Origin of the sequence: Thauera carbonicopians (assembly GCF_025699485.1) — a bacterium.
Classification (GTDB): Bacteria; Pseudomonadota; Gammaproteobacteria; order Burkholderiales; family Rhodocyclaceae; genus Thauera.
Map to the genome: position 1 here is coordinate 262,911 of NZ_JANUXN010000001.1, position 24,482 is coordinate 287,392.

Below are 24,482 nucleotides of genomic sequence, written 5' to 3' on the forward strand. Positions count from 1 at the left end.
CGACTCCAGCGATCCGGTCTACCTCACCCGCAACAAGTCGTCCCACCTCGTCGTATACGCAGGCGACAATGCCTTCAAGGTCGGGCGCCATTGCGCGTACCGACCACCCACCCGGCGCTCCCCGGGTCGGGCACCGCCCACGCGCCAGCCCGTAGTGCCCATCCCAACGGTGCCGCGCCCCCACTTGGCGTTGATCTTGTCCAGGACTTCCATCCCTCGTTCGCGCCGCTCATCGGGGCCGAAGAACAGGTCGGCGTGACGCTGATCCTGCCTCACCAGGTCGGTCAGGCCCACGCCGCCGCGCTTGTACAGCGTCATGCCTTTTTCTGAAGGACGCCTCCCACGGTCGGCGTGGTCCATCATGGACTTCATGAGGAACCGCACCGCCTGCAGCACTTCCCCGGTGTCGATCGTGGGGAAGGGGAAGGGCACCGCCCTGGAGACATGAAAGCCATTGCCCCGGTGCGGGTTGCCATCCAGCCACACCCAGAGCGCCCCAGCCGCCAAGCCACGCTTGCGCATTTTCTCGCAGGCCACCGTGGCAAAGACCGATAGCGCGTCCCAGGGGTCGGCCACGTCGCGACCAAACATGCGGCTGACCACCTGTTGCTGGCGATCGGGCTCTTCCAGTTCCAGGTCTGAACAGGCCACCCCACGCAACTCCTGCTGGGTGCGCGCCAGCACCACGCCATAGCGGGCGCGCACATGCTCGGCAGGCAACGCCGCCAACTGTGCAGCCGTCGTCACGCCTTCGGCATTCAATCGGGCCGCAAAGCGTGGCCCGACACCCCACACATCCTCGACTGCAAGGGCGTCGATATTCTGTGGGGTGGCATGGAACACGGCCAGACGCCCGGCGTTCACCGCGCGCTTGGACGCGGTCTTGGCCAGTTTGTTGCCGGCCTTTGCCAGCGTGCGTGTTGAGCCGAGGCCGGCGCAGCAGGGGATCCCGACCCACCGCAAGATCCGTTCGCGGGCCTCCAGGCACAGCGCTTCCGGGTCCTTCATCCCCTCCACGTCGACGAAGTTTTCGTCGATCGAGTAGACCTCGACACGGGGGAACATGTCGCGCAACACTTCCACGATCCGGGCACTGATATCGCCGTACAACTCAAACTGCGCCGACTTCACCTGGACCTGGTCGAGGATTTCTTTCGGCACCTGGAAGATGGGTGTGCCGATCTTCAATCCCAGCGCTTTGGCTTCCGGAGACAGGGCAATACAGCACCCGTCCCCATTTCCCAGCACTACCGTCGGTTGTCCGCGCAAGCGAGGATCGAACACGCGCTCGCACGACACATAGAACGTGTTGCCGTCGATCAAGCCGAACCGCGGCGCTTGCGCGGGCGTGTCGTCCGCGCCCTTCAGTGTTGTGGGTGCGGGAGTGGTCATAGGTGGAAATGCACGTTGCTTCGCACGACGCCCCACACGTCCAACTCCACGTCCTCGGGCACTACGATCGGGGCATAGCCAGGACTGCTGGCCAGCACATAGCGCCCAGCCTGCAACAGCAGTTTCTTGCACACGAACCCGCCTTCCCAGTTCACGACCACCGTGTGGCCAGGCCTCGGATTGATCGACCGATCGACGATCAGCAGATCGCCGTCCTGGATCCCGTAAGCCCGCATGGAACCGCCGCAGTCCGCGCGCATGAGGAAGGTCGCCGGAGGATTGGCGATCAACTTTTCGTTCAAGTCCAGCCGATCGTCTTCCCGGAAGAAGTCTTCGGCAGGGCTGGGAAAGCCACAGGCGGCTGTCGTGCCCAGGAGCGGCAGGGTGCGCGCCGAGAACACCCCGACGGGGCCGATCAGCGTGGGAGGGTGGGGTGTGAACTTGGCGAGCATGGCGGGCGATCCTGACTGACCGTCGGCTCAAACAGTGAGACGCCGGGGAGACAGGCTACGCCCGGACCATTCGACCCGCCATTAGTATTAGCCTGAACAGGGGCGTGAAACGCCGTGAAACATCACCACTTCCTGACTGCGCTACGCTGGACGCCATGACGACCTATCGCGTATACGACATTCAGTGGGAGACCGACGGCAAGTCGGTTCCAGGCCTGCCCGTGGAAGTCGTGGTCGACCTGGACGAGGACCCTTCCGAGGACGCCGAGAACGACGCCGTCAATCGCGTCTCCAATGATCATGGTTGGCTGATCGCCGACTGCAAGATCGAGCAGGTAACCTGACCCGCTACTCCCACTCACAACCATCTTCACTAGGACGAAATATGCCGCATTACTCTTTCTCGGTGCTTGAACGGATCTACCACGTAACGGGTGGAGTCGGGATCGAGGCGGACTCCCTCGAAGAAGCCATGGCAATCCTGGCCGATAACTTCCATAAGGGAGACTCCCGATGGGACATGTGCCTGCAAGAAATGGCGATCCTGTCCATCACAAAGGATGGTGATGAAATCCTTGAAGACCCTGGTAATCAAAGTTTGTGGCCAGACGAAGTAGTAGCCGAAGGGCGGGTGTGGGATAAACAAGAAGATGGGCCATACCCACTCGACGAACTGCCTCCTGCTATCCAGACCTTGATCGACGAGGAAGCGTAGTTGCCATGTGCTACTCCGCTGAATGCCACGCCCTCTATGACACCTACGTCAAGGATTTCGGCGCGGATATCGATATCGAAGAGTTCTGGAAGTTGTACCTCCACCGGGACGAGAAGTACCGGATCCGCCGCAAGCAGAGCGACGGCCACAAGATCCCCAAGGGCATGGACCTGAACTTCCTGCGCCCACGAACAGAACTGGAACGAAAGATCCAGGACCTGGTGGGGGTGTGGAACGGATACAAACTCGACGAGAGCGAGAAAGAACTGGAGAAGCAGCGCGAACGCCTGGCACTCAACGAAGCCAAGTTGGCCAAGAAGATCACCAAGACCGCCCAGGAAGAGGTGCGCAAGGCCACCAACAAGATCAAGCAGATGGAACGCTGGATCGCGGACGCCAAGCGCACCAGCCACCAGCCCGAGAAGGACGACCGGATCTTCCCGCTCTGGTACGCCCCGGTTCTCCTGATCGAGGACGGCAAGCCGATCGTGCGACCCATGCGCTACCTGTGCCGCCCCCAGGGAATGGATCCGTCGACCGATTTCACCAAGGACGGCAAAGTCTCGGGCAAGTACAACGCCAGGCGCGACAACCTGACCAAGTTCTGGCGTCCGCAGTTCGGTTCAACGCATTGCCTCATGCTGGCCGAAACGTTCTACGAGAGCGTCGAGGACGGGAAGGGTGGGAGCAAGGAAATCCACTTCCAGCCCAGGACCGGCGAGACCATGTTCATAGCCTGCCTGTATTCGCACTGGACGGATCCGGAAGGCAGGGAGCCCGACCTGTGGTCCTTTGCCGCCATCACCGACGAGCCCGAACCGGAAGTGGCTGCAGCGGGCCACGATCGCACCATCATCAATATCAAGCCCGAACACGCCCAAGCCTGGCTCACGCCACAAGGCAGATCCGACGACGAATTGTTCGCAATATTCGACGACAAGCGTCATCCGTACTACGAACTACTGGAAGCCAGGGACGCTGCGTAGCGGAGGCTTCCATACAAAACCCGCAGGGGGCGGGCATGATCCGGACTATTTCGATCCATCGACACAAGAGCTTTCATCCGACAACGGCGCATTCGATCCAGATCCCGAACAAGACCGCGACGTATATCTATGGTCTCAATGGCGCAGGCAAGTCCGCGATCGGCGAAGTGGTCGATGGCTTGGCTCGCAATGATCCGGCGTTCGCCCACTGCCGGATCGACACCACCGACAATGCACGGTATCGGTATGTGGTCTACAACCACCACTACGTCGAGCGCCTGATCGGCCAGCCCATCCAGGGCATTTTTACCGTGGGCGAGGTGGACACCGCCAGACAACAGCGGATCCAGGAAATCGAGGCTAGGACGGGGGAACTGGACGCCCTCATCACCACTGCGGGAACCAGCGTCAGCACCGCGGAAGGAAACATCACCAAAGAGTTCATCCGAGCCAAGGACGATATCTGGAAGGCGTTTGACTGGGGCAGGAAGACCACCCTGGGCCCACTGCTGGAGGGCTATGGCAAGAATAAGGAAAAGTTCTTCCAGGACTTGCGCACCCATATGCTGCCCGATGACGGGCAACTGGACACGATCGAGCGGCTGGAAAAGCGCTGGGCCGATGTATCTGGGGCCGAGAGCGAACGCGCCCCTGTCTCGTTGGATACCAGCGCACTGGAGCGCATAGAGCGCGACCCAATTTGGGCGGAGGTCGTGGAGGTATCCACCACCAGCCGATTGGCGCCACTGGTGGCAGAACTGGGTAATGCAGACTGGGTGGCCCGTGGACAAGCCTTCCTGCAAACGGACCAGTGTCCGTTCTGCCAACAAGGCTTGCCGCACGACTTCCGCGACGAGTTGGCGCAGTTACTGGAAGGTGAGCGCAAGGCCAAGGTCGAGAAGATTGCCGCCCTGGTCGAGGCCTACGCCGCCCAACTCGAAGCGATTGAGGTGCGCGCCAAGACCATCCTGGCTGACCCAGACGCGAAGGAAGCCGGGCTGGAACTGGCATGGTCCCAAATGCGAACGGCGCTGCATGCCGCGTTGGCCACATTGCGGCAGAAGGAAGCCCAGCCAAGCACGGTGGTAGATGTTCGATCTGTCAACGGCGAAGCGTTGGCCGGTGCGCTGGCCAAACTCAATATGCTGATCGCTGATTTCAACACCCGTATCCGGGATCGCAAGGGAGAGCGCGATCGGATCAAGGCCATGTTCTTTCAGGTCATGAATGCTGACCGTGCCGAGGCATACGCGCACCATGACGCGTTGCTGGGGCCTCTGCGGGAGACCGAAGCGGCGGCGAAGTACGATTTGAAGGCGTGGCGGGACGAACGGGACACGCTCAATAGCCAGTTACGGGAACTGCGCCGGCAGCAGAAGGGCGTGGACGCGTCGATCGACGCGATCAATGATCGCTTGCGCAGTATCGGGATTACGGCGTTCAGTATCGAGCGCAAGGCCGGCGAGGATCGTGTGTACTGCCTGGCTCGGCCGGGAGTAGCGGACTGCGAACCCAGGTCATTGAGTGAGGGCGAGAAGACGCTGATTGCGTTCCTCTACTTCATGGAGTCGTTGAAAGGCTCACACGACGAAGACGAAACAGTGGATCCTCGCCGGACCATCGCCGTCATTGACGATCCCATCTCAAGCCTGTCGCAAAACTACGTGTATGACATTGCCACGATGATCCATCGCGAGTTGGCCAAGCCCGAGAACCGACCTCAACTCGTCAAGCAGGTGATCGTTCTGACCCACAACCTGTTCTTCTTTCACGAACTCGTTCACCAGCACACCCAAAATCGGGCAAATGCGCACAACCGGTGCGGCTTGTTGCGGGTGGTCAAGAATGCGCATTCGGAAGTTGAGACGCTGGACCCCACCAAGCTCCTGAATGACTACGACGTGTGGTGGCATATCCTGAAAGACGCTCAGGCTAGGAGGGTTCCGACCCAGGTGGTGCCCAATGCCATGCGTAACATCCTGGAACAGTTCTTCACCTTTACTACGGGGTCTCCTGACTTCCCGGAGGAAGTCCAGCAACTAACCAACGTCGACACATCCAGCAAGTACGCTGCGCTGAATCGCTTCGTGAATCGAGGTTCGCATAGGGACGCGATCAACGGTCCACCTATCGACTGGACCGAATACGACGTGCCGTACCTGCTGGGCAAGTTCCGTGCGATGTTTCATGCCATAGGTCAGGAACAGCATTACCTCATGAAGATGGGCGAAGAAACCTTGGAGGCAGAAAATGCCTGATCCGCGACTAGCAGAGTTGGTGGCCTACCTGGCCAAGGCAGATCACACCACCACCCACGCTGACTTCTGGGCGGGATGGGACGCCATTGCCGGAGACCTGGCGGATCAAGCCTGGGACGAGAATGCCGATCCCGAACTACGCGAGGCGTTCACGGATCTGCTTGCAGCGGCGGACGACGCCGGTTGGGCGGTGCCTGACGAGCAGGTACAACACTAGGCCATGCCAGAGAACGGAGTGTCGACGCGCGAGGAATACCAGGAAGCCGTTCATGCCATGGACGTGGCTGTTTGCGAGGCGTTAGCCGTCTCTCAAGCCCAAGTCGGACGGCTGCCAGCGCCCTGCATTGGTTATGCCTCATACGTCTATGCCCGACTCTGTGCGCATGGGGTAGCCGCCATGCGTGCTGTTCCCTTATCGCGCTGGGTCAACTGTGATAGCGAAGAGTGGGGGTTCAGTGTCCTGGCCGGGCACGCCCGCGCCATCCTGGAAGGCTACCTGTACTTCGTTTACCTCACCCAGCCAACTGACGAGACGATGGAAGAGGGGCGGGCAAAGATCACGCTGTTGCAACTGAACGACTGCTGTTCACGCCTGAAACTGTTCGAGACCAGTCCCGAGCAAGTCGCACACTTTGAACAGCAAGCCGAGGAACTACGCGACCGACTGCGCACCATTCCTTACTTCCAGAACCTCCCGGCTGCCGTGCAAAACACTTGCCTGGCAGGAAAGAAGGCGTGGTTCATGGATCGTGCCCAACTGGTGGCCTTGGTTGGAATGGAGAAGCCGGCCTTCGATATTCTGTGGGACCTGTGGTCGCAGCACACCCATATTCATCCCATGTCGTTCTACCGCATGGAGCCCAATGGGCGTGGCTCGGGGCTCGAATGCGACCCTGATCGCTTGTACCTGTGGCAGGCCTTGATGATCTGCGCTGGTTTCCTTGAAGACGCGACCGACACAATGGTGGAACACAATCCCGACGTAGCCCAGGTTCGGCAGGGGATCGACTCGAAGTTCAGTCCAGGGCCGGCGCGCAATCTGCCCTGATCACATCGCCCGCCGCGCTAGTTCGGGCTCACGCGCGGTCGGCCTCGCCATCGACGCCAACTGATCGCGTCTTGCCGCCGCCAGCATTCGCTGTTGCGCTACTTCAATCTCCACCAGGCATTCCGGGTTCGTCCCGATATAGCCCACGCGCGGCCACGCGCTCAACATGAAGGGGTCTGCACCCAGGTCCAGTGCGGCGACAAGCGCCTCACGCGATTTCATGCGGGCGATCGGGACATTGCCTTGCCGGTCGCGCACGTTGAGTTCCGCCCCACCTTCCACCAATGCTTGAACCACGTCCGCCGTTAGCGCTTCGGCTAGGGGCGTTTCGCAGGTGTCGGTTTCCTGGTTGGGGTTAGCCCCATGAGCCAGCAGCAAGCGCACCAAGTCCGCGCGGCCTTGCGCGGCGGCTTCGTGAAGCGGAGCCGTGCCCCACATTTCAGGATCGGCGGTGTTCGCTTGTCCACCGTGCGCCAGTAGTGCTTCCAGGATCCCAGCCGAAACCGAATGACGGCAGGCCATAAGGACCATGTCATCGAGGTGGTTGCACGTCCCCAGCGCCAGCAACCGGCGAACCTGGGTCTCATCGTTCTCGCGCACGGCGAGCGTGAGGGACAGGTCGAGGTTGGTGATGGTGGGGAGGGATGACATTACATGGCCCTCCGTCGGCGGTCTGCCAGCTCTTCGGGATCGGCAAGATCGAGACCATTCTGGGGTCGCGAAGTGGTGGCTAACTGGCCTAGTGCTTGGCGTTCTCGAACAGAGCGAATGTACTGGGAAACTGATAGTTCACCTTCCACCTCAAGGTACTGTTCAGCCGTTTGGCCATCATTGTTCTGGAGGTTTGGATCCGCGCCACGCTCCAGCAGAAGCGCAGTAAATTCAATGTCAGTTGAGTAGTGAAGGGGCGTGTTGCCATCCTGGTCGCGGGCATTTGGGTCCGCGCCACGATCGAGCAAGTGCGACGCGAACGACACGCTGGATGGGTCATGGAGAACTGTCTGGCCCAGGTCATCGATCTGATTGATTGACACGCCCCGCGCCAGAAGCGAGTCCAGGACTCGGGGCGTCGAAGCCAGATGGATGGCGTGTCGACCTCGGTCAGCGCTGGGGATAGATACGTCTGCGCCTTGTTCAATCAAATACAAGGAGATCTGTTCGGCAGCCTCCGGCCTGCCGCCCCATTTCACCTCTTCAAGGTGCTTGTAAAGCGCGGGCTCTCCGACCGAGTTGCATTGATCAAGGTCGCCACCGCATTCAAGTAGCAACCGCGCGTCTTCCACGGATTGGCAACTGTGAAATAACGAGTGTTGCTGGGTTCTTTTGCTATTCATATCCACGGCGGAAAGCAGCTTCTCGTCCTGGACACCACTGATCGCCTGTGGCTCGCCATCAAAGGTGAACTGCAGGTAATAGGGTGCACTGGTGTTGTCTATTCCCAACGCGCGCAACTCGGCTACCAGATCAGAGTTATCTGCCCGGGATAAATGTATATGCCGGCTAACGTAAGTGCTGCCGCAACTGTTCGCTTCGGCAACGAGTGCTTCGGCAGCCTTCGTGCGCAGAAACTGATCCAGAGTAGTTGGGGTAGTCATGACTGGCTTATGAACTGTATTGAACCATCCTCGCACCGTTGTTCATTTTGGCAAGTCTGGCCAGTGTGTACCTCACCGCAACTTCAATAGCCCGCGCCCCGCCGCTGTTGTCGGGCGTCCTGCAAGCCCACTCCTGACGGCTGGCGATCGGCCTTCATCTGCGCCGGGTGCTTGAACTGCGCCAGGACCATCGCCCGTTGTTGCTCGGCGATTTCCAGGGTCATCGCCGTGCGATCGGCGCCCAGCCGTAGGTTCGGGCTGGACACCTGCCGGGAATAGCCCTGGGCCAGGTCGACCGCCTTTTCGCCTTGCTTGTTGCGCAGCGATGGATCCGCCCCATGGCGTAGCAGTTCACCCACGGTGCGATCCAATCCCTTGGCGGCTGACAGGTGGAGCGCGGTATGGCCTTCGTGGTCCTGGGCGTCGACCTGCGAGGTGGGCGCCAAGAGCGCTACCACCTGGGCCTGATCGGCTTGCGCCTTCGCTGTGCGGGCAGGTGTAGCCGCTGCAATATGGAGCGCCGACTGGCCATCCTGGTTGACCAGCGTGGCGTCCGCCTTGCGCGAGAGCAGTTTCTGGATCAGTTGCAGATCGCGTTCGCCTGCGGCCAGGTGGAGCGCGCTATTGCCTTCCTCATCCACGGCATTGATGTTCTTGTGAAGCGCCTGGTGGACTACGCCGCGGTCGCTGTCATGCCCCTGCTTCTGCGCCATGTGGAAGCGCAGTTGCCCGATATGGTCATCGGTCAACGCGCGGGGTGGAGCCAGCGTCTGGCCCTTGTCGTGCTTCAAGCCCAGGGCGGTGGTGCGCAGATCGCGTTCCAATCCGGTGCCGGCGATCCCATCGGCCGAGGCAAGGCGATTGAGGTGGGGCGCGGCCTTTTTCAACTCGGGTAGGGCTTCGGGGTAGTGCTTGGCCAGCCCGTCCAGCGCCGCCTGCGCCAAGGGAATGATCGTCTCGCGGCCCGACTTCTCGCCCGCAGACTTGAACGTGCGTTGCCAATCGACGTTGGCTAGTGTGTTGAGGGCGTCCACTGCATTCCGAGCGTGTGCTTTCGGATCCAGGTCGCGCGGCGCATTCGGTGCCATGGCGACGTGGCCAGTGGTTTTCCCTGAACCGATTGCGTAGTGCGCGGTTGCAAGGACGGCGTCGCCCACGCCTTGTGTCGAGCGAATGTAGGGGTCATCGAGTTGTGCGTAAAGCGCCAGGCGATTGATGGCTTCCTGTTGCTTCGGGGTCAGATCCATAGCCTTGGCCCGGGACTCGGAAGCAATCGCCGGGGCGTAGTAAGACACCGACGCCAGGTGGTGGCCTTCGCCCTCAAAGGGTGGGGCACCAATCCGCATACCATTTAAGACACCGCCCACATGGCGCGTCATCTGGTCGCCTTGCTTACGGCTGTCTTCGCCCGTCGAGGCAAACGCCAGGTGCCAGGCGGTGGGGTTGTTGGCGTCCCGTAGAAAGCCGTCGATCCGACCGCCGCCTTCCGTGGCGCCCTTGCCATCCATCGTGAACGTCGAGACCCCAGACTCGTAAGCCAGGACCAGCGGATCGTCCTGATCGTGGACGTGAACCTTGTCCACGCGCACGGGTACGAACAACTCCTGCCACCGGCCATCGAGCGCCGACTTGATCGCGTGCGGCTCCACCGTGTCGCCTGCCCGCAACTGCTGGATCACGTTTTTGAGCGTGCTAGCGTTGCGGGTTTCGCTGTCAGAGCCAGGCCCCAAGTCGCGCTCGGCCCACCCAGACTTGATATACAGATCCATGCGGGCGATCGCTTCACCCTTCACGGTCTTGGTCAGCCCGTTTTCGGCGCCGTGGATCCAGTCGAGCAGCGGGGCCATCTTGTCGCCTTCCCAGCCCTTGTTCCCAGCAGGGGAGCGGGACAAGGCGGTACGTGTGGCAGGATCGGCCAGGTGCGCTTCATGCGCCCGTTGCAGGTTCGCCGTCGTGGCCTGGGCTTCGGGAACCGCGGCCACCGCCACGGCGCTTTCGCGCAGGAAGTCGTCTCTGTCGGCAAAGACTTCGGCCACCATGGCCGCGCCGGCATACGACATGCCGAACGACCGCAGTTGATCCTGAAACTGGCCTTGGGGCAGTTCATCCCGCAACTCATCCAAGGCACGGCACGCGGCCCAGGCGGTGCTGTCGGCGCGCTCACTGTCGGCGTCGACCCGCGCCAACTGCAGCGCGGCTTGCTGGACCAGGTTCTTGGGCGTGCGTTTCATGGGAGCCAGGTTGGGAAGCCTGATCCATCATGAATGCATTGTCGTTGCTGGCAAGCGGCAACTATGGTTGGCCGTGGCCAACCATCCTTCAGCGATCAAGTTCCGGCCCGTGGTCGCCCATCCTTTAGGATCCTAGAAAATAAAAGACCCGGGAGTTCCAAGGCTCCCGGGTCCACCACTAACTACCTTGAGACCCCTGACTTACCAGGTCAGGGACTATGAAGGTATTGCGCTTGTCAAAAAGCGCAAGGCTAAACGGCGCCGGCGAGGCCTTCGCGCGAACCTGAACGCCTGCCAACAGTATCGGTTCGCAGGCTTCGCCGAACACTAAATACCTATGGCTAGGCACTTCCGCCATGCCGCAACCATAGGAGCAAGACCATGTACATCACAATCTACAAGCACCCAACCAAGACCGCCTTCATCGGCGTGCCACACGGCGCAGCCGTACCCGACGACTACCAGGACTGGCGATACTTCAAGTCCATCCACCTACTGCCAGGTCAGCCAAGGATTGGCATGTTGGAACCCGCCGACACCATCCTGGGCAGGATCGAAGAAGTAGGCTGGTCGGTGATGTGATGGACGAGGGGGCGCCTAGAGCGCCCCTTTTCATTGCTGGGCGGCCCGTTCCAGTTGCTCTTCCGTCAACGGTGAAGGACGCGCCACCGCAGGCTGGATCTGCTGTTTCCATCCCGCCTTGTGGGCGATCTTCGAGACGCCTTCGGCGATCTTCTTGTTGAGCCAGGGAACGACGCCACCCGATAGGGCGAACTGTTCGGGCGAGGTCTCGCGCCAATGCTGGTCGAACCGCGTGGGTTGGTAGTCGATGGGATTGTGGAAGGCGAACGGGTCGGCCTTGAACAGATCGTGCCTGGGCGCACGGACCACGACGGGTTCAAGCGTGGTCGGTTCCGAGTCCTGGGCCTGGACCACCAAGGGCAAGAGCAAGAACAGGGCGAGCAGGGCTTTCATTCGCACACCAACGTCGGCACGTCCTCGAACGCCGGCAGCGGATCCGGAATGGTGGCCTTGCACACGCCCTTTTCGTGCGTGACGGTCAAGACCTGTCCGGCCTTCGGCTGTTCCAGGTAGATCCCGCCGTCATAGCCCACCATCGTCTCTTCCGTGTCGGATTTGAGCGGTGCGCCCATGTTCGGCACGGTGCCGTCCTTCAACTTCACGTTGAAGGCGCGTGCGGCCATCGACTTCAAGCCGAAGTCGACCAGTGCTACGGAGTTGCGGTTGGGCACGGCCTGGATCGTGGTGGTGGCCACTTCCATGCCGAGGGGCAGGGCGCGTTCATCGATCCGGATGGAGTTCGGCACCAGTTGGTTGACTGGGCCGACGACCAGCGTTCCGTTCTTATTGGTCTTGCCGACCAGCTGGTTTTCCAGGTAGACGGGCACGCCTTCGACGTTGGCGACCTTCACCACTGCGAGTGTGGCGCCCACCGACTTGCTCTGCTGGGTGGTGCCTTCGCCCCACCAGAGGGACGAGCGATAGCCTGCCGACACCGTCACGTCCTTCCCGTACACGTCCACACGCGCATTGGCGTCGAACTTGGGGTTGTCCCAGCGGGCTGCAGCCGAACCGTAATACTGGCCATTGGACTGGCCCAGGCGACCGTTCCAGTTCATGGCACCCAACGAGGTATCGCGATCGCCGGCCAGGCGCAGTTCCGTCCTGGATCCGCGGCCACGGCGGGAATAGTCGATCGACCCCGTCATGTCGCCCAAGGGGCGGGTGTAGGTCAGTTGGACCTGGTTGTCCTTGCCCTCTCGGGCTACGCCCACCGAGAGATAGGAGCGATCCTGCTGCCAGTTGAGGCGCAGTTCCGCCCGGTTACGTTCGTCCGGACCTTGCTGGACCCGGGCGATCGAGCCGGCCATGGACCAGTGGTCATTGAAGCGATACGACCCCCACACCGAGGTGGCGTTCAAGGGGTAGGCATTGCCTAGTTCGTGCGACAACTGCCACCAGTTGTCGGACTGGCGAATGTGCGAGAACCCCACCGTCCAATCCGCCGAGTTGTAGGCGTAGTCCACGGCCAGCGCCGTGCCCGACCCCTTGTCGGAACTGGACTTGCCCACCGACACGCCCAACTGGCCGTAGCGGCCCAGCACGACAGTCGAACCCAGCGACGCGTTGCGCGCGTTCTTGGTGGCCTCGACATTGGCCTCCATCGTCCACTTGTCGGACATGCCCCTGGCATACGACGCTGACAAGGCGGGCGTGGTGTAGTTGTTGGTCATGCCCTCGCGCAGCAGGCCTGCGTTGATTTCCCACTTCGACAAACCCTTTCGTAGCAAGTCAGTGGAGAAGTAGAAGCGGCTGTCCACGACCGTTTGCCGACCGAACTGATCGGTCAGGATCACCGAGCCCGCATTGGCGCCCGACGAGAACCCGATATTGTTGAACTGGAAGCCGCCCGCTTCCACGTCGTAGGGTTGAAGTGGATTGCCATTGAGATAGGCCTGGGCTTGCGAGGGTGCGACGGCCACGCCACCCAACACCGGCACCGGGAAAGACGGCTGGGTGGGATCCAGCGCCGGATCCGACGCGATACGCACGCCCGCCATGGCCACACCCTGGGTGGTGCCATTCGGGCTGGTCTGGATATCGCCCACCTGCAGCGACAGGCGCTTATCGGGCATGTCCTTGGTCCAGGTGGTATAGCCGCGCACGTACTCCGCGCCCTGCTTGCTTGCATTCAACTGGCCCGTGGTCGACAGCACACCGCCTGCGACCGACGCGTGGACTTCATGACCCACGGACGCGGCCACGCCGCTCTTGGGGTTGTAGGCCAAGGCCACGTCATAGTTGACCAACACGCCCTTGGCCGAGGGCGACACCGGCACCTTGGGAGGGGCTTCCTGCCACCCCAACTGCTGGTACGGCAATCGCCCTGGGGGTGCCCAGAAGTCCACCGTCATGGTGGGGTTGTCGATCGTGGGCTGTAGGCCCAGTTCTGCCGTGGTGAGAATGGCTTTCCCTGCTTCCTCTTCCGACAACACGACACCCAGTTCCTTCCACACGGCAGGGGTCGCCGACAGAACCGTTGGGGAAGGCTGATCGAACTCCACCGATTGCGCGGTCAAGGCCTTCCGGCCATTGAATCGCACGTCGAGGTAGGTCACTTCCGCGTGAGCAGGAAGCGCCAGGACCAGGCCAAGGAACAGGGTGGCGCGGCGCATGGCTTACGGGACGTTCCAGGTCTTGGCCTCGCCATTGACCTTGATGGAGACGTTCTTGCCGGAGGTGGTCGGGATCTTCACCGTCGAACCCGGCAGCACATAGCCCACCAGGCCCGTATTGACGGGCTTGCCGTCCACCGACATGACCGACAACTGGGCGGTGGCCGAACCCGAGTTGGACACGGCCAACGCCTGGCCTTCGCGGGTGAAGGACAGCGTGGGCGTGGCTCCTGCCGGGCGATAGAACAAGGGCAGGTTGTAGTTGAGCAGGAAGACCGCCCCGGATTGCTCGGGGGCAATGGCCTCGCTCGGCAACTCTGAAATCACGACCCGGTAGGTTTGTTCGGTGGGCTTGTCCGGGCTGGTGCGGATGACGCGCACGATCTGGGTGGCGCCTGCGGGGATCTCGAACTGACCTGGACCAAAGCGCACATCGTTGGTGGGGGTCTCCACCGTTTCGCCCGCCACTTGCGTCCAGGAGAACGCACGCATTTGGATCCGGATGGGTGCCGTGCCCGCGTTCTTGATCCGCAGGCTTTCCACCTTCTGTTGCGGTGTGAGTGTCATGCCCAGTGGGCTGATCTGGAGGTTGGCAGCGGTCGCGGGAAGGGCAACTGCAAGAGCGAGCGCAAGGAGCAAGCGTTTCATGGTGTCCTGGTGGTAGTAGGGTATGGAACAAGGTAGAGGCGTTGTCCTTTTTGGCAAGGGGTAGAAACTTGTTGATCAGTAGGTTTTGCGACGCCAAACGAAAAGCCGCCCGAAGGCGGCTTTCGTGTGCAGCGGTCAACGTGGAGGATCAGAAGGTCAGAACGAGGGGCAATACGGCCGTGTATACGCCAGCCGGTTGGCTGTTCTGGGTGTAGATCCGACCGTAAACAGGGATTTGCTGTACACCGCCTGTGGATGTACCACTAATCAGAGCGGTATCGGCAAACTCGGTAGTCCGGGAGGCGTCGGAGTACAGCGAGAAACCCACGGCGAATCCGGGCTTGGTCAGTGCGAAAGCCTTGCCAGTGGGGGAGCCGAGCGGAACGCCGGTCGTGTAGTTGCCGTTGTTCTTCAAGGTGTAGGGAACGGCGCCCGTGCATTCGATCTGAATGTTGGCGGTGGCGTCGATATTGGTGGTGAGCAGGCCGGAGTTGGGGAACACCAGGTTGCCACCATCGACGGCGCATTCCTTGATTACGTCCGCCTGGACGGTGAAGGTGGTGGAGTTCGAGCCGGCGAAGGCCGAACCGGAAGCCGCAAGTGCCAGCACTGCGACAAGGAGAGATTTGATATTCATGTGTCAGTTCTCGTAAGGAAGTGAGTGGGCAGATCAGAAATCGATCTGGACGCGCATGTTGGCGGCGTAGTGCCCTTCGGGCGCTGCGGCCTGCGGAGGAATGCGGCCGTACAACACCAGATTGAAGGCTGCACCAGTTCCAGACGCGGTACCGGAACTGGCATTCGTGCTATCCCAAGCCACGGTGCGGGAGGCGTCCGAGAACAACTTGAACTCGATATCGTTGGAACCCGCGTCCTTCATCAAGAACGAAGTGGCCGCAGCGTCAGCAGCGTCGAAGATCTTGATGGTGTAGGGCAGGGCCGAGGTGCACTGGACGGAGACGTTGGTCTGGGCGTCCTTGTTGGCGCGCAGCAGGCCGATATTGCCGAAGTTCAGGGTGGAGGCTGTGGCCAGGCAGTCGTCACCAATGGTCACGCTGGCATTGAGGTTGCCCGTAGAGGTGGCGGCAGACGCCGACCCCGCCAGAGCGGTTAGCGCGACGGCCGAGGCCAGCGCGAGGGAACGGATGGATTTCATGTGGACTCCAGGTAAGGGATTGGAAAGCCGCGAACTCCGCGGACAGGACCAGCCTAAACCCGTTGTCGTTTCTGGCAAGCGCATGAACGTGTCATTGTCCAGGTGGTGGCAATCCTGTGATTTGCTGCGCAAACGCCAGACTTGCCAAAAAGAACAACGGCGCGAGAATGGTTCACCCGTCCAGGAAGCCCCATGACCATCTCGATTGAAACCTTGCGCAAGTTGTCGGCGGTGAACCCCTTCGTTTCTGGTTCAACGCCCATTTCTCCTGGCCGCGCCTATTTGGGGCGTTTGGACGAGGCGGGGTTGCTCCCCTATCTGGCGCGACCCAATCTCGACATGGGCTATCAAGAAGCCCCGGATTTTGAGCAGTGGTATTTCCGCAGCCGCGACGGCAAGGGCTATTTGCTGGCCGATATGATCGGGCGGGCCGACGGCTCCAAGATCACCCAAGCCGTCATTCAGCGGGTCGCCCACGACGATCCCGAACTGGCCCGGTCCTACAAGGAACTCCAGGACGCCCAAGGCGGCGAGAGGGTCTTCCAGCAGATGGACAGCGCCGTGCGCAAGTATGATCTGGAGCAGGTGGCCAGGCCGAAGGGTCTGGACCTGGAAGAACCCGAAGATCTGGCGGCACGGCGAGGGAGGGCAATGTGAGCGATCGTCAGCAGAAGGAACGGAACCGAGACCTGATCAATGCGATCACAGGCGGATCCGTCGACGATATCCAGCACGCCATCGACCGGGGCGCCGAACTGTCAGCGACCGATCGCCTGGGACGTTCCGTGTTGGCTATTGCCACCACGCAAGGCGAGCCGGGAAGCGTCGATCTTTTCATCAGGCTGGGCGCTGACGTAAATGCCCATCACGGGAAGCACGGATATACGCCGCTGCATTCGGCCGTCGGGTGTGGAAATCTGGAAGCCTGTCGTTCGCTGCTAGCGGCAGGTGCCAATGTCGGCGCCTTGGAAGTGGATGGACTAACGCCGCTTCACAAGGTAGCCCACGCACCAAGAAATCGACATGACCTGGTGGACCTGCTGGTTGCCAACGGGGCGGATATTCACGCGAATGACGAACATGGCAATACGCCACTCCATTACGCGGCCCGGCATAGCAACGGCGAAGTTGCGCAGGCCTTGCTGGCGCACGGTGCTGACATGGAGGCCAGGAACCACAAAGGCAAAGCGCCACGCGACGTGTTCGCCAAGTTCCTGCCCGCCCAAGGCACCCTGGACGCCGCCAGCGTGTTCCAGGCCTACGACAGGCAACAAGCACTCCAACGGATTGCCAAGCCGCGGGGCTTGGATCTCGCCGATCCCGAGGAACTGGCAGAGCGGCGAGGGAGGTTCATGTGACCCCCTCCGTCTGGAACGTTTCGACCTACTACGTCGACGCTTACACTTTCGGTAAGGATGATGATGGCGAGCGTATTCGCCGCGAACTCAAACCCGTCAAGGCCATGCGCGAGGCGCTGGCCCAGGGCGCAGACCCGAACGAGCGAGACGCACTGTTCACAGCCATCGACAAGGGATCGATCGGCCATGTTCAAGCCTTGCTGAAAGCCGGCGCAGACCACGAACGCGTCGATAGCGATGGGAAGTCACCCCTGTATCGCAGTGTCGAGAACCGGGAACTGGACAAGGTGAATGCCTTGCTCAAAGCCGGCGCCGACGTGAATGCCGCCATCCCCTCGCAAGTCCAGCAGATCCACGACGACGTACCATATACCGAAATTCCCGACGAACCCGGCCAGACCGCCATCATGCTGGCGGCGCGACTGGGCCACCGCCCGATCTTCGATCGCCTGAAAGAAGCTGGCGCTTCAATGGACGGCGTACTGCACGCCGCCGTTATCGGCGAGAAGGAGGCCGCTTGGAGACAGGACGCTCGGCAGGGGTCGTTCTCGCGGTCGCCCATGGTCGAGCCCTTGCTGGCCGAGGGCCTGGATCCGAATGCGGCGTGCGACGCCAAGTTCTATCTGTACGAACGGTACGGAAATTCTGGCGTCGGCCAGGGTGGCGAAGGCTACACGCCGCTCCACCTGTGCGTGGACAGCAAACTGGCATATGGCGTCTATGGCCTGGATTGTGCTGCCGCATTGTTGAAGGCGGGCGCCAACCCCAACGCCCAGGACGGGGCAGGCGAAACGCCGCTTCACATGGGCGAGAACGCTCAATTGGCCGAACTGCTGATGACCCATGGGGCCGACCACACGCTGAAGAACCACGATGGGCAGACGCCGCAGGATCTGGTCTACGACCCGGCCGTCCAAACGCTGTTCCGTCAACACGACCTGGCCAAGGTGGCCACCAAGGCCAGGAAGGAACTTGACCTCGCCGACCCGGAAGAACTGGCCGAGCGGCGGGGGAGGTTCATGTGAGTAATCCCCTGTTCTACCGGCATGGAAAACTCATTCCAGCCGCAGAGATCAAGAAAGCCATTGCAGCGGGCGCGGATCCCGACATGAATAACCGCCAGGCCTTGATGAATGCGATCGACCACGGAACGCCTGCGCAAGTCCGAACCCTCCTGCTATGCGGCGCAACGCTCCCGAAAGACAATAAGCAGGACTGGTTTGTGCGCCACGCCATTCGGGCGGGATCCCCAGCAAAAATCGACCATCTCGCAAGCGCGGGGTTGACGATGGGAATGAAGTTTCTGGATGGCACGAATGGGTTTCATGAACTGTCGCTCATGCCTCTTGGGGTTGACCCCACACCGATCGCCCAAAGATTGTTGAACGCAGGGGCTAGTATTCATGCGCGAGCGTACAAAGAGAGTCCAAACCTTCACGGGCGAGAACAAGGTTCCAAGCAACCACTACATCACATGGCGGAACAAGGAGTTGACGCAGGCGTAATCGAACAAGCATTACGCCTGGGAGCGGACGTGAATGCCCAGAGTTTCCATGGCTATACACCACTATCCTTGGCACGGAATAAAGAAATCGCCCAGGTGTTGTTGGAGGGTGGTGCAGATCTGGATATTGAATTGCATTCTGGGAAAACCGTTGCGCAACACTGCTATTTTCCTGGCGCAAAGGATTTTATAGCCGGCTGGCAACGCCAGCACAGTCTCCAGCAGGTGGCCACGGCAACCCGGAAGGAACTCGACCTGGCCGACCCCGAAGAACTGGCCGAACGGCGCGGACGGTTCATGTAATCCATCGCATGAAGGGACTTGACGAAAACGACAAGCCATCAATAGTGGTCTAGTCGTTTTCCCAAGGTCTCGCCATGAAGCACGTCCTGTTTTCTCTGTACTACCTGTTTATCGTTGGCGTCTGGCTGATCGGTGGCTTGGCCACGGGTGCTTCGGGCTATCTGCCCAACGGGCAGGCCGGGCTGTTCATCGCCTGGATGATCTGTCTGTACTGGCTCCCCTTCATGATTGCGTGCCACCGCGACACGCGGAACGCCATGGGCGTGGCGCTGATCAATATGTTGACCGGCTGGACCGGGATCGGCTGGTTCGTGGCGCTGGCCATGGCCGTGTTGGGTCGCCGCCACTGATGAACGACCTCATTCCGTCGATTTCTGTGCCCGGACTCCTGGCCGAACGGATCAGCCGCATTGACGCCGCCCAGGCCTTGCTGGCCGCACCCGAACAGCGGGCATTCGTCGAATACCTCCTGAAGGGCCGCATTTTCTGCAAGGACGATCACGAACTGATGGCCAACTACACCCAGCACGTCGATCGCGACTGCTGGAAAACCTTCATTCAGGCGTCGGGTCTGTGGGATCTGTTTGCGCGCGACACGCGCGATGAATGGATGAGGGCGTTGGGCATGGGTGACTACCAATACCGCGAGCTGCAGGAATGCCCGCCATTCACGGCCGAGTCCGCATTGGCCACCTTCCAGGCGTATGCGGAGCAGAAGGGCGAGTTGCGCAAGCAAGCCTTGCTCTCGCTCTACCGCCGACTGTCCTGGGACCACAAGACCAACCAGCCTGCGCTGTTCGGCAAGAAACTGATCTACACCCATTTCACTGATCGCCGTGGCTTCATGTACTCCGACGCCAGCCACTTGATGGACGACCTGCTGCGCGAGTTGTACCGACTGGACGGCAAGCCCGAGCCCGTCGGCGCCTGGGACCAGCGCGACAACGCCACCGGCTACTTCCGCGTCCAGAAGCACAAGAACGGCAACGGCCATGTCCACCTGGAACGGCTCGACCTGGTCGACCGCCTCAATGCCGAGTTGGCGTCCTATTGTCCGGGCGCATTGCCTGCACCGCGGCCATAGCGTTCTGGGGAAGCAGTCCAGGACAGCACGGTCGCGCTCGATCGCAAGGCTACGCCTCATCCACTCTCACTGTTCCCCTAAAGGGCGCGGACGACACGCCCGCGCAGTTTACGTTCCTGCCCTTCGGGTGCGTTCGATCGTGGTGGCCCGTGCTTCTGGGACTACCCACCCCAGGAGAACACCATGAAACTCACCGCCGACGATATCCGCTGGATCGAACAAGTCCTCTCCAACGACGAGAATTCAACCGACGAGGAACTGGTCGCCTATTTCCAGCAGAACGGCCTGACCGCCCAGCAGGCGCAGGACGTAGTGGCGCACCGCGACGCCTACCTCAACGAGGTTGTGTTCGACGGGCAGGGCCCGCTGTGGGAGGCGCAGTAATGTTGCGCACCCTCACCGTCCAGCGGCACGGCGACGCCAAACCCCAGCAATGGCTGTTCGACGACGACACCTGCTACCGACGTGCCCGTGAGTTGGCCATAGCCACCGGGATCTATCGCACCGATGGCCAGGACTACATCACCGACTTCGACGAGTTCGCCGCCTGGGTTCGGCGCGATCCCTGATCGCGCTTTCAGAAAACTCTGACCCGAACACGGGTCAGTGGCCGATGACGTTGTATCCGCCCAAGGGAGACACTGTGTCCGCCACCTGCACGGACAGATCGGAACCATCGCCAGCCGGGATTTCACTTGTGAGGGCGCGTCGTCCTCACACCTTCAGGATGAAGAAGTGATCTTTCAGGCGCGACCGTGAAACGGGCCGTCTTCGGACAGGGTGGCACCCTCATTCTTACCGCGCTTCGCGCGGAGGTCTGGGCCATAGGCCCACCTGCCTTCGGCCTCAACCCGGGGCGTTGGTCATGCGCTGGCGGGCTTGTGCCGCCACAACCATTGCGCGCACGTCCTGGGGAAGATCCTGGATGATGACTTCGACCCCGAACGCCTGGGCGGCACGCGCCGCCCACGACTTGCCCAGCAGGAACGCTGCGGCCTCACGGTCCACGAAACAGAACACCACCCGCCAGTCCGGGCCGAGCAACTTGCGCAGGTAAGCCAGCTTCAAAAGATCGCCTTTCACTTTGTGCGCCTGTGCCGGCTTCAATCGCCCCACGCGGGCGAACACTTCCACGACCAGTTTGCGGTCCAGGTCCAAGCCGTCAGGCGCAACGCCCGCGTCGATCGTTAGCCGAGTGCCGGGCACGAAGGAGGCACCCCACAGCGTTTCCAGCGCCGTCAGGACATGGCGTTCGGCAAGCCGTTGATCAGCGCTGTCGGAAGGGTGGTCCATGGAACCGATCTTACGCGTCGACATGGTCTCCCGGGTTTCGACCCAAGTCCTGGCCCGGTCGCGATCGGGCGCAAGGCTACGCCTGATCCTCTCCACTGTTCCCCTAAAGGGCGCGGACGCCACGCCCGCGCAGTTCCGTTCCTCCCTATCGGTGCGTTCGCTCTTGCTCGCCCGAGCCCGTGGGGTCTTCCACCCAGGAGACGCACCATGACGACCTTCGATCAAGACGTATCCCACCTGCGCCAAACCGCCAACGCGGTCCTGTTGAACCGGATCATCGACGCCTGTCCCACCAGTGACGATATCGAGCCCTGGCACACCCTGGACAGCCTGCTGTGGCCCGACCTGTCCGAGAACGAAGACACACGGCGCGAGCAGATCCCCGCCACCTTGGACGAGTACGGCGACGAGTTGCGTCGCTATATCCGTCGCTTCGACGACCTGCGCGCCCGGCGCTTGGACGCCCTGTCGAACTACGACCTGGGTATCGCTTACGCCGGCATTGGCCCCGAGCGGGGCCTGGCGTCGGCACTGCAAGCCGTGGCCAACCATATCGGCCGCACGCGGGCCCAGGTCCTCTGGCTCCTGGGCGAGCAGGACCGCCTGCGGCTCCCGCAACTGGCCCTCTTTTGAGGGCCAATGGCGGCCCCGGGGGCGCCTTGGCTATCCTTGACCCATGAAAAGCGAGACTGCCCCAAGCGAGACCACTTATTGGGAGGATGGCAAAGCCCTTGCCATATCGAGCCTGGGGATCCGTTTGACGGACGCCGGCCAAGTCCGGGACTGGATTTCCAAGTACGTTCAACCCTACGGCATGTTGTCCACCACCGTGGCGGATTTCTGGCTCCGGATCCCGAAGCCCAAAGGGCAGGAGCGGAGGCTGGAACTGGATCCGCCCAGTCCTTTCACTTACCCAGGCCCCAACAATGCCATGCAAGGTCAGCGTGTCAGGATTGAGGAATGGCATGAAGCCTGGAACAAGCGGGTGGGCGTGGAAGCGCGGTACAAGGAACTGGAAGACAAGCACGATCCGGTCAGTCGGCGTATCCGGGCAGAACTGGAACGCGACCAACCCTACCTGGTCTTGAACAGCAGAAAGAGCAAGCGCCGGTACATCGTCGGCTGGGCCGAAGGGATCACGCCTGGACTCATGGATCGAGCGTTCACCGATCCGGATACGCTGGATCTGGAAGACTTGTCCATTGCGGCCGCCTTGCAGCGCCCTTGGTTTGATCGGGACGAGCAAGCCATGTGGCTGGAAATCCTGCGATCACTCCAAGACCAGGCGATCGACGAACAGAAGCGCGAATATGACGAGCGATACAGCGAATTGAAGCGGCAGGTGCTTCAAGGGTGGGTCGAACCCCCGGGTCAAAGTCAGGATTTCTAACTTTGGTTGATCGCGGGCGCCACTTCCACGCCGGTCGAGGCCTTCAAGCACGTTGAAAACTGCAGATCTTTCAATGCTGTAAGACCAACCTGAACCGTGTCCCCAGAGTCGGATTTCTAACCCCGGTTCGTGCAACGTAAGGATCACGATTTCTCCATCCCAACCGATGGAGGTATCACATGATCCACAACAACCTTGCTCCACACACCCCGGCCACTGGCGCGCAAGCGTCCGGTGGCTTTGTCATGGACCACGCTTATTTGGGCGTGCCCACGGCGATTGTTCACCGCCCTTCGATTGCGCCGGTCCTCACCGAGTTGCAGCGCGAACTCGCCTACCTGGTCAGGCAGTGTGGCTGGTCCGTCCTGTTCTTCGATCGCGCCGATCGAGAGTTGATCGTGATCGCCCGCGGTCACCGCGTGGTGGAGGTCAAGATCCCCAGGGGAACGGACTACTTGGTGCGTTCAACCATCCACGGCGTACTGATCCGCCTGAATAGTGAGGTGGGTCATGAGTAACAGAATGTTTAGCCACAAATGGTGCGTCAATGAACTCCTGCGTGGCCTTGATCTGAAAGGTGATGAGCCGGAGACGATCAGGAAGATTGCGGATCACCTGGCTATTTCTTGGGTCAACGCACCGTCATTCCCGCCGAAACAGCCGTTTTATCGTCTGAATGAGTGGTATCAGCAGTACATTTTTTCGGTGTACGGCGTGCTACCTGCAGAGAAAGAGGCGCGCGGTTTCCTGCTGCTGAACGCCTGTAAGGAAGCGGACGACGATCTGGCTATTCGGCTTCTCGAATGCGGAGTCGACCCGTTCGAGAAGGCACCGCGCTGTTGGTCGGCGGCCACCTATATCCGCAAGAACCGGGAAGACATGCCCCAATCCTGGGCCTGGCTGTGCCGGCATGAGTTGGCGAAGAAAGCGGAGGGCAAGCGTCGTAAGCGGGCGTGGGCCAGTGGTGCGTTCGTCGAACGGCGGGCGCTGTGAGTTGCGTATCCGTTCGCACAGGAAGGCTACGGCGAGTCCGGGGTCCGGGGTTGCAAAACCCCGGTTTCAACCCCGGACACCCCAAAAAAACCCTGGAAAACAGGCTTGAGTCCGGGGTGTCCGGGGTTGGCGCCGTTTTCAATCTATGCAAAGGAAAAAGTTTGCACAGGGCCAGGGAGCGGGTGGTGTTGAGTCAAGAAAGTGATTTTTGTTTCGAGAGTAGTCTCAAAAATCGCTTCAACCCCGGACACCCCGGACTCGAGGCTAAAAACAAGGGCTTTTTCTCGAGTCCGGGGTTGAAAAAGCCCGAAATGCAACCCCGGACCCCGGACTCGAGAACAGGTTTCAGGAATACGTTGTATCCGCTGGCTTGCCAGAAACGACAACCAGTGAAATCAAGAGGTTAGAAGTTTTTGCTGTTCGTCTCGCAGGTTTCGTAAACGCTTATTGACGACGAGCAGCCGCTGCATAAGTTCGTTAGACCACTTTCGGAGATCGAAGCAATGACCCAGAAACGTCGCGTTGGCCGTCCGTCCCTGTCCCAGGGTGAACCAACAGTGCCCACCATGATCCGCTTGCCGTCCAGTTTGCGGGAAGTCGTGTCCACCGAAGCCGAACGTCGGGACGTGCCGGTGGGGGCGCTGTTGCGCGAGATGGTGGAAAAGCAGATCACGGCCGAAGTCATGACCGAGGCGTTGCTGGCCCAGGGGCGGGCTAGGAACGAACGGATGAAAAGGCAGGTTGAGCAGGAGTGCGCCTGGGACGAGGCGTTGTTCAAGTCGATCGTGTCGGGCGAAGAACTTGAACTGCCAAAGCCTAAGTGGACCTTGCCGGAAGGCCAGCCATCACCAACTCGCTGGCGACGACACGCATAAAGAA

The 24,482-nt window shown here is 61.0% G+C and carries 31 protein-coding genes; 20 read left to right on the plus strand and 11 right to left on the minus strand.

What is annotated here, in order from left to right:
- Window positions 1–18: 18 nt before the first annotated feature.
- Together NX068_RS01220 and NX068_RS01225 are read right to left on the minus strand one after the other, a co-directional pair.
- On the minus strand, window positions 19–1,392 hold the full coding sequence (locus NX068_RS01220) for a Y-family DNA polymerase (RefSeq protein WP_263459465.1): 1,374 nt from the start codon (window positions 1,390–1,392) through the stop codon (window positions 19–21).
- Window positions 1,389–1,844 (minus strand): LexA family protein, encoded by a 456-nt coding sequence (locus tag NX068_RS01225; RefSeq protein WP_263459466.1) that lies wholly within the window; start codon window positions 1,842–1,844, stop codon window positions 1,389–1,391. The genes NX068_RS01220 and NX068_RS01225 overlap by 4 nt, the downstream gene beginning before the upstream one ends.
- Window positions 1,845–1,999: 155 nt before the next feature.
- Between NX068_RS01225 and NX068_RS01230 the strand changes: the two genes are divergently transcribed.
- From NX068_RS01230 to NX068_RS01255, 6 genes are read left to right on the plus strand one after another with little or no spacing between them, the layout of a single operon-like run.
- Window positions 2,000–2,188 (plus strand): hypothetical protein, encoded by a 189-nt coding sequence (locus tag NX068_RS01230; protein ID WP_263459467.1) that lies wholly within the window; start codon window positions 2,000–2,002, stop codon window positions 2,186–2,188.
- A 41-nt stretch (window positions 2,189–2,229) separates the two neighbouring features.
- On the plus strand, window positions 2,230–2,559 hold the full coding sequence (locus NX068_RS01235) for a hypothetical protein (protein ID WP_263459468.1): 330 nt from the start codon (window positions 2,230–2,232) through the stop codon (window positions 2,557–2,559).
- Between the two features lie 5 nt (window positions 2,560–2,564).
- Window positions 2,565–3,545, plus strand: a complete 981-nt coding sequence (locus NX068_RS01240; protein ID WP_263459469.1) for an SOS response-associated peptidase family protein — start codon at window positions 2,565–2,567, stop codon at window positions 3,543–3,545.
- Window positions 3,546–3,580: 35 nt separating this feature from the next.
- Window positions 3,581–5,803: an AAA family ATPase gene (locus NX068_RS01245; protein ID WP_263459470.1), complete on the plus strand. Its 2,223-nt coding sequence runs from the start codon at window positions 3,581–3,583 to the stop codon at window positions 5,801–5,803.
- Entirely contained in the window at window positions 5,796–6,020 is a 225-nt protein-coding gene (locus tag NX068_RS01250; RefSeq protein WP_263459471.1) for a hypothetical protein, read from the plus strand. Before NX068_RS01245 ends, NX068_RS01250 begins: the two co-directional genes overlap by 8 nt.
- Before the next feature lie 18 nt (window positions 6,021–6,038).
- Window positions 6,039–6,851 carry a DUF5677 domain-containing protein gene (locus NX068_RS01255; RefSeq protein ID WP_263459472.1) on the plus strand — a complete coding sequence of 271 codons (813 nt, stop codon included), beginning with the start codon at window positions 6,039–6,041 and terminating at the stop codon, window positions 6,849–6,851.
- On the opposite strand, the gene NX068_RS01260 is transcribed toward NX068_RS01255, so the two are convergent.
- The 3 genes from NX068_RS01260 to NX068_RS01270 form a co-directional block, all read right to left on the minus strand.
- Entirely contained in the window at window positions 6,852–7,502 is a 651-nt protein-coding gene (locus tag NX068_RS01260; RefSeq protein ID WP_263459473.1) for an ankyrin repeat domain-containing protein, read from the minus strand.
- Complete coding sequence (locus NX068_RS01265; protein ID WP_263459474.1) at window positions 7,502–8,446, minus strand: ankyrin repeat domain-containing protein; 945 nt, start codon at window positions 8,444–8,446, stop codon at window positions 7,502–7,504. Before NX068_RS01265 ends, NX068_RS01260 begins: the two co-directional genes overlap by 1 nt.
- A gap of 83 nt (window positions 8,447–8,529) precedes the next feature.
- Complete coding sequence (locus NX068_RS01270) at window positions 8,530–10,677, minus strand: ankyrin repeat domain-containing protein (protein ID WP_263459475.1); 2,148 nt, start codon at window positions 10,675–10,677, stop codon at window positions 8,530–8,532.
- Window positions 10,678–11,058: 381 nt separating this feature from the next.
- On the opposite strand from NX068_RS01270, the gene NX068_RS01275 reads away from it, so the two are divergent.
- Window positions 11,059–11,259 carry a hypothetical protein gene (locus tag NX068_RS01275; RefSeq protein WP_263459476.1) on the plus strand — a complete coding sequence of 67 codons (201 nt, stop codon included), beginning with the start codon at window positions 11,059–11,061 and terminating at the stop codon, window positions 11,257–11,259.
- A 30-nt stretch (window positions 11,260–11,289) separates the two neighbouring features.
- On the opposite strand, the gene NX068_RS01280 is transcribed toward NX068_RS01275, so the two are convergent.
- The 5 genes from NX068_RS01280 to NX068_RS01300 all read right to left on the minus strand — a co-directional run bounded on the left by NX068_RS01280 (window position 11,290) and on the right by NX068_RS01300 (window position 15,678).
- Window positions 11,290–11,652: a hypothetical protein gene (locus NX068_RS01280; RefSeq protein ID WP_263459477.1), complete on the minus strand. Its 363-nt coding sequence runs from the start codon at window positions 11,650–11,652 to the stop codon at window positions 11,290–11,292.
- Window positions 11,649–13,874, minus strand: coding sequence for a fimbria/pilus outer membrane usher protein (locus tag NX068_RS01285; protein WP_263459478.1), 2,226 nt, complete (start codon window positions 13,872–13,874; stop codon window positions 11,649–11,651). The genes NX068_RS01280 and NX068_RS01285 overlap by 4 nt, the downstream gene beginning before the upstream one ends.
- A 3-nt stretch (window positions 13,875–13,877) precedes the next feature.
- Window positions 13,878–14,522: a fimbrial biogenesis chaperone gene (locus tag NX068_RS01290; protein ID WP_263459479.1), complete on the minus strand. Its 645-nt coding sequence runs from the start codon at window positions 14,520–14,522 to the stop codon at window positions 13,878–13,880.
- Window positions 14,523–14,670: 148 nt separating this feature from the next.
- On the minus strand, window positions 14,671–15,159 hold the full coding sequence (locus NX068_RS01295) for a Csu type fimbrial protein (protein ID WP_263459480.1): 489 nt from the start codon (window positions 15,157–15,159) through the stop codon (window positions 14,671–14,673).
- Window positions 15,160–15,192: 33 nt separating this feature from the next.
- Window positions 15,193–15,678, minus strand: coding sequence for a Csu type fimbrial protein (locus NX068_RS01300; RefSeq protein ID WP_263459481.1), 486 nt, complete (start codon window positions 15,676–15,678; stop codon window positions 15,193–15,195).
- A 192-nt stretch (window positions 15,679–15,870) separates the two neighbouring features.
- Between NX068_RS01300 and NX068_RS01305 the strand changes: the two genes are divergently transcribed.
- From NX068_RS01305 to NX068_RS01340, 8 genes are all read left to right on the plus strand, one after another.
- A complete protein-coding gene (locus NX068_RS01305; RefSeq protein ID WP_263459482.1) occupies window positions 15,871–16,335 on the plus strand; it encodes a hypothetical protein in 465 nt (154 codons plus the stop codon).
- Entirely contained in the window at window positions 16,332–17,036 is a 705-nt protein-coding gene (locus tag NX068_RS01310; protein WP_263459483.1) for an ankyrin repeat domain-containing protein, read from the plus strand. The genes NX068_RS01305 and NX068_RS01310 overlap by 4 nt, the downstream gene beginning before the upstream one ends.
- Window positions 17,033–18,061, plus strand: a complete 1,029-nt coding sequence (locus NX068_RS01315; protein ID WP_263459484.1) for an ankyrin repeat domain-containing protein — start codon at window positions 17,033–17,035, stop codon at window positions 18,059–18,061. The genes NX068_RS01310 and NX068_RS01315 overlap by 4 nt, the downstream gene beginning before the upstream one ends.
- Complete coding sequence (locus NX068_RS21160) at window positions 18,058–18,843, plus strand: ankyrin repeat domain-containing protein (protein ID WP_263459485.1); 786 nt, start codon at window positions 18,058–18,060, stop codon at window positions 18,841–18,843. Before NX068_RS01315 ends, NX068_RS21160 begins: the two co-directional genes overlap by 4 nt.
- A 74-nt stretch (window positions 18,844–18,917) precedes the next feature.
- Complete coding sequence (locus tag NX068_RS01325; protein WP_263459486.1) at window positions 18,918–19,193, plus strand: superinfection immunity protein; 276 nt, start codon at window positions 18,918–18,920, stop codon at window positions 19,191–19,193.
- The gene (locus tag NX068_RS01330) at window positions 19,193–19,927 is read left to right on the plus strand and encodes a DUF4942 domain-containing protein (protein WP_263459487.1); all 735 of its coding nucleotides are present in this window, start codon (window positions 19,193–19,195) and stop codon (window positions 19,925–19,927) included. Before NX068_RS01325 ends, NX068_RS01330 begins: the two co-directional genes overlap by 1 nt.
- A gap of 183 nt (window positions 19,928–20,110) precedes the next feature.
- Window positions 20,111–20,311 carry a hypothetical protein gene (locus tag NX068_RS01335; protein WP_263459488.1) on the plus strand — a complete coding sequence of 67 codons (201 nt, stop codon included), beginning with the start codon at window positions 20,111–20,113 and terminating at the stop codon, window positions 20,309–20,311.
- Entirely contained in the window at window positions 20,311–20,496 is a 186-nt protein-coding gene (locus tag NX068_RS01340; protein WP_263459489.1) for a hypothetical protein, read from the plus strand. Before NX068_RS01335 ends, NX068_RS01340 begins: the two co-directional genes overlap by 1 nt.
- Before the next feature lie 277 nt (window positions 20,497–20,773).
- Here NX068_RS01340 and NX068_RS01345 read toward each other — a convergent pair whose 3' ends face one another.
- On the minus strand, window positions 20,774–21,244 hold the full coding sequence (locus NX068_RS01345) for a hypothetical protein (RefSeq protein WP_263459490.1): 471 nt from the start codon (window positions 21,242–21,244) through the stop codon (window positions 20,774–20,776).
- Between the two features lie 183 nt (window positions 21,245–21,427).
- Between NX068_RS01345 and NX068_RS01350 the strand changes: the two genes are divergently transcribed.
- The 5 genes from NX068_RS01350 (at window position 21,428) to NX068_RS01370 (ending at window position 24,478) form a co-directional block, all read left to right on the plus strand.
- Window positions 21,428–21,853 (plus strand): hypothetical protein, encoded by a 426-nt coding sequence (locus tag NX068_RS01350; protein WP_263459491.1) that lies wholly within the window; start codon window positions 21,428–21,430, stop codon window positions 21,851–21,853.
- A 43-nt stretch (window positions 21,854–21,896) separates the two neighbouring features.
- A complete protein-coding gene (locus NX068_RS01355) occupies window positions 21,897–22,610 on the plus strand; it encodes a hypothetical protein (RefSeq protein WP_263459492.1) in 714 nt (237 codons plus the stop codon).
- Between the two features lie 179 nt (window positions 22,611–22,789).
- The gene (locus NX068_RS01360; protein WP_263459493.1) at window positions 22,790–23,128 is read left to right on the plus strand and encodes a hypothetical protein; all 339 of its coding nucleotides are present in this window, start codon (window positions 22,790–22,792) and stop codon (window positions 23,126–23,128) included.
- A gap of 4 nt (window positions 23,129–23,132) precedes the next feature.
- The gene (locus NX068_RS01365; RefSeq protein WP_263459494.1) at window positions 23,133–23,603 is read left to right on the plus strand and encodes a hypothetical protein; all 471 of its coding nucleotides are present in this window, start codon (window positions 23,133–23,135) and stop codon (window positions 23,601–23,603) included.
- A gap of 503 nt (window positions 23,604–24,106) precedes the next feature.
- Entirely contained in the window at window positions 24,107–24,478 is a 372-nt protein-coding gene (locus NX068_RS01370; protein ID WP_263459495.1) for a hypothetical protein, read from the plus strand.
- The last annotated feature ends 4 nt before the right edge of the window (window positions 24,479–24,482 follow it).

Bases quoted from the DNA above. Each gene is read 5' to 3' on its own strand.
- NX068_RS01220 (WP_263459465.1), bottom strand. From the start codon at position 1,392: ATGACCACTCCCGCACCCACAACACTGAAGGGCGCGGACGACACGCCC.
- NX068_RS01225 (WP_263459466.1), bottom strand. From the start codon at position 1,844: ATGCTCGCCAAGTTCACACCCCACCCTCCCACGCTGATCGGCCCCGTC.
- NX068_RS01230 (WP_263459467.1), top strand. From the start codon at position 2,000: ATGACGACCTATCGCGTATACGACATTCAGTGGGAGACCGACGGCAAG.
- NX068_RS01235 (WP_263459468.1), top strand. From the start codon at position 2,230: ATGCCGCATTACTCTTTCTCGGTGCTTGAACGGATCTACCACGTAACG.
- NX068_RS01240 (WP_263459469.1), top strand. From the start codon at position 2,565: ATGTGCTACTCCGCTGAATGCCACGCCCTCTATGACACCTACGTCAAG.
- NX068_RS01245 (WP_263459470.1), top strand. From the start codon at position 3,581: ATGATCCGGACTATTTCGATCCATCGACACAAGAGCTTTCATCCGACA.
- NX068_RS01250 (WP_263459471.1), top strand. From the start codon at position 5,796: ATGCCTGATCCGCGACTAGCAGAGTTGGTGGCCTACCTGGCCAAGGCA.
- NX068_RS01260 (WP_263459473.1), bottom strand. From the start codon at position 7,502: ATGTCATCCCTCCCCACCATCACCAACCTCGACCTGTCCCTCACGCTC.
- NX068_RS01265 (WP_263459474.1), bottom strand. From the start codon at position 8,446: ATGACTACCCCAACTACTCTGGATCAGTTTCTGCGCACGAAGGCTGCC.
- NX068_RS01270 (WP_263459475.1), bottom strand. From the start codon at position 10,677: ATGAAACGCACGCCCAAGAACCTGGTCCAGCAAGCCGCGCTGCAGTTG.
- NX068_RS01275 (WP_263459476.1), top strand. From the start codon at position 11,059: ATGTACATCACAATCTACAAGCACCCAACCAAGACCGCCTTCATCGGC.
- NX068_RS01280 (WP_263459477.1), bottom strand. From the start codon at position 11,652: ATGAAAGCCCTGCTCGCCCTGTTCTTGCTCTTGCCCTTGGTGGTCCAG.
- NX068_RS01285 (WP_263459478.1), bottom strand. From the start codon at position 13,874: ATGCGCCGCGCCACCCTGTTCCTTGGCCTGGTCCTGGCGCTTCCTGCT.
- NX068_RS01290 (WP_263459479.1), bottom strand. From the start codon at position 14,522: ATGAAACGCTTGCTCCTTGCGCTCGCTCTTGCAGTTGCCCTTCCCGCG.
- NX068_RS01295 (WP_263459480.1), bottom strand. From the start codon at position 15,159: ATGAATATCAAATCTCTCCTTGTCGCAGTGCTGGCACTTGCGGCTTCC.
- NX068_RS01300 (WP_263459481.1), bottom strand. From the start codon at position 15,678: ATGAAATCCATCCGTTCCCTCGCGCTGGCCTCGGCCGTCGCGCTAACC.
- NX068_RS01305 (WP_263459482.1), top strand. From the start codon at position 15,871: ATGACCATCTCGATTGAAACCTTGCGCAAGTTGTCGGCGGTGAACCCC.
- NX068_RS01325 (WP_263459486.1), top strand. From the start codon at position 18,918: ATGAAGCACGTCCTGTTTTCTCTGTACTACCTGTTTATCGTTGGCGTC.
- NX068_RS01330 (WP_263459487.1), top strand. From the start codon at position 19,193: ATGAACGACCTCATTCCGTCGATTTCTGTGCCCGGACTCCTGGCCGAA.
- NX068_RS01335 (WP_263459488.1), top strand. From the start codon at position 20,111: ATGAAACTCACCGCCGACGATATCCGCTGGATCGAACAAGTCCTCTCC.
- NX068_RS01340 (WP_263459489.1), top strand. From the start codon at position 20,311: ATGTTGCGCACCCTCACCGTCCAGCGGCACGGCGACGCCAAACCCCAG.
- NX068_RS01345 (WP_263459490.1), bottom strand. From the start codon at position 21,244: ATGTCGACGCGTAAGATCGGTTCCATGGACCACCCTTCCGACAGCGCT.
- NX068_RS01350 (WP_263459491.1), top strand. From the start codon at position 21,428: ATGACGACCTTCGATCAAGACGTATCCCACCTGCGCCAAACCGCCAAC.
- NX068_RS01355 (WP_263459492.1), top strand. From the start codon at position 21,897: ATGAAAAGCGAGACTGCCCCAAGCGAGACCACTTATTGGGAGGATGGC.
- NX068_RS01360 (WP_263459493.1), top strand. From the start codon at position 22,790: ATGATCCACAACAACCTTGCTCCACACACCCCGGCCACTGGCGCGCAA.
- NX068_RS01365 (WP_263459494.1), top strand. From the start codon at position 23,133: ATGTTTAGCCACAAATGGTGCGTCAATGAACTCCTGCGTGGCCTTGAT.
- NX068_RS01370 (WP_263459495.1), top strand. From the start codon at position 24,107: ATGACCCAGAAACGTCGCGTTGGCCGTCCGTCCCTGTCCCAGGGTGAA.